Annotated in this window: 1 protein-coding gene; it reads right to left on the bottom strand. The window is 65.8% G+C overall.

The window, feature by feature from the left end; genetic code table 11:
- Positions 1–2,250, bottom strand: a 2,250-nt coding sequence (locus tag ACESNG_RS05095) for a DUF1592 domain-containing protein (protein WP_373068062.1), incomplete at both ends; no start/stop codon positions are given.

The raw sequence follows: 2,250 nt of genomic DNA, 5'->3' as shown, positions 1-2,250 counted from the left end.
GACGTCGAGGACGACGCGCCGGATGACGCGTCGGTGGCTTTCGGAATAGCGCCTTCCGCGCGCTGCATGCGGAACGCAGGGCTGCGAACGACGCCGAGGATATAGGCCGACAGGCGATGCTCCTGCTTCGACGCGTCACGCACGATCGTGCGCACCGACGGCATGTCGTACGCTTCGATCCGACGCCCGATCGCATACGCCATCAAGTTGCGCGTGAACGTACGGAACAGCGCATCCTCACGGCGCAGCAAGGCCGCCTGCAGCTCCCCTATGGTGCTCGCCGTGCTCCCGTCCCACAGATCACCGCGCGAGTCGATCGGCATGCCGTTGTCGCGTCGGCGCAGTCGTCCGGTCACGTCGTACTGTTCCATGGCGAGACCGATCGGATCCATCATCTTGTGGCAGCTCGCGCACGCTGGGCTCTTGCGGTGTTGCTCCATGCGCTCGCGCACGCTCAGCAGGCGTCCCGATGCGCTGGCGGGGGTCGCTTCGAGATCGGGGACGCCCGGTGGCGGTGGCGGCGGCGGTGAATTGAGCATCACTTCCATCACCCACTTGCCGCGTTCCACCGCCGACGTGCGACCGGCATGCGACGTCAGTGTGAGCACACTGGCGTGCGACAACACGCCGCGCCGCGCGGCATCGGGATACTTTACACGCCGGAACTGCGGTCCGATCACGTTGGGCATGCCGTAGTGCTGCGCCAGCCGCTCGTTCACGAACGTGTAATCGGCGCGATACAGATCGAGCAACGGACGATCGCGGCGCACGAGATCGTCGAAGAACAGCTCCGTTTCCTGTCGCATCGCGCTGCGCAGTTGCTCGTCGAAGTCGGGATACTGCCGCACGTCGGGCTGTACGATGTCGAGATCGGGCAGGCGTAGCCACTGCGCGGCGAAACGCGTGGAGAGCGCCTTGGCGCGCGGGTCGGTGAGCAGGCGACGGACTTCACGCTCGAGTCCTGCCGTCTGCGAGAGCGTGCCGCGGGAGGCAGCGGTGAGCAGCGCCTGGTCGGGCGGCGCCGACCACAGAAAGAACGAAAGTCGCGACGCGAGATCGATGTCGCGCAGTGCGTAGTTGGCACCGGCCGCCACATCGCGAGGCGCCTGTTCAAAGCGGAACACGAAATCGGGGCTTGCCAGCATGCCCTCCAGTGCCGTCCGCACGCCGGTTTCGAAGTTGCCGCCCTTGCGACCCGAATCGTACAGCGACATCAGTCCGGCGCGATCTTCGTCCGTGAGCGGTCGGCGATAGGCCATCGTGCCCAATCGATTCACGATCGACTGCGCGCACGGCCGTTCAGCCGTGACCGTAGCAGGACGGCAGCTGAAGATGTGTTTGCGTACCGGTGTCTCCGACACGCCGGTCACTGCGTACGGGCCATTCACCGTGAATTCGCGCAGGTGCGGCAGCAGGGAGAAGCCGTACGCCACCGCATTCGACGTGCTGGTCAGCGACCACTTGAGTGGGCTGATGAGATCCTGCACCACGCCTTGAAAGGCGGGCGGGACAAACGCGGCGGCAATGCGATGCGGCCCCGCCGTGATGCGAACCCGCTCGCTGCCCATGGCAACGCCATTCGGGTCGGAAGCATTCATGAAACGGTCGATCCCGAGCAGCGCAACGCGCTCGCCGTCCACCGAAATCTCGATCTGCTCCCCCCGCGCGAGGCCACCGGCGAAGGCGCCCGTGGTCTCGTGAAAGAAGTTCACGTCGAAGCGGTACTCGCCATCGGCGGGAAAGGTGTGCAGCACCGCCATGCCGCCGCGCGTGCCGAACGGCGTGCCTTCCACGTGCTCCACCTGCGAGGCCATCTTCGGCATCGTGTAGGTGTTGGCCGCGGCGCTCGCCGCCGCGTTGCCGATTGCCAGCCGGCTCAGATCACTCGCCGCGCGTAGGTACGCGCTCAGCAGCGTGGGAGACAGCGCCTGCACATCGGCGATGTTGTCGAAATTGTCGCTCTTGGTGTCGGGCGGGAGATACGCGGTGGCGTCGACCTCGAGCTTCAACAAGTCGGCGATCGCCGCGCGATACTCAGCCCGGTTGAGCCGCTGAAAAGTGCGCCGGCCGGGATTCGGATGCGCGAAGGCACTTGCGTCGAGTTGTCGCTCGAGGGAGGTGACAAGTGCATAGAGCGTGTCCACGCTTGGCCGCGCCGAGCCGACTGGCGGCATCATACCTGAGCGCAGTTTCGCTACGACTTTCTCGGCGATATCAGCGTTCGCCTCGGGTGCCCCCACGTCGAACGCG

Origin of the sequence: Gemmatimonas sp. (assembly GCF_041689975.1) — a bacterium.
Classification (GTDB): Bacteria; Gemmatimonadota; Gemmatimonadetes; order Gemmatimonadales; family Gemmatimonadaceae; genus Gemmatimonas.
This window is presented reverse-complemented; position numbering and strand designations above follow the sequence as displayed.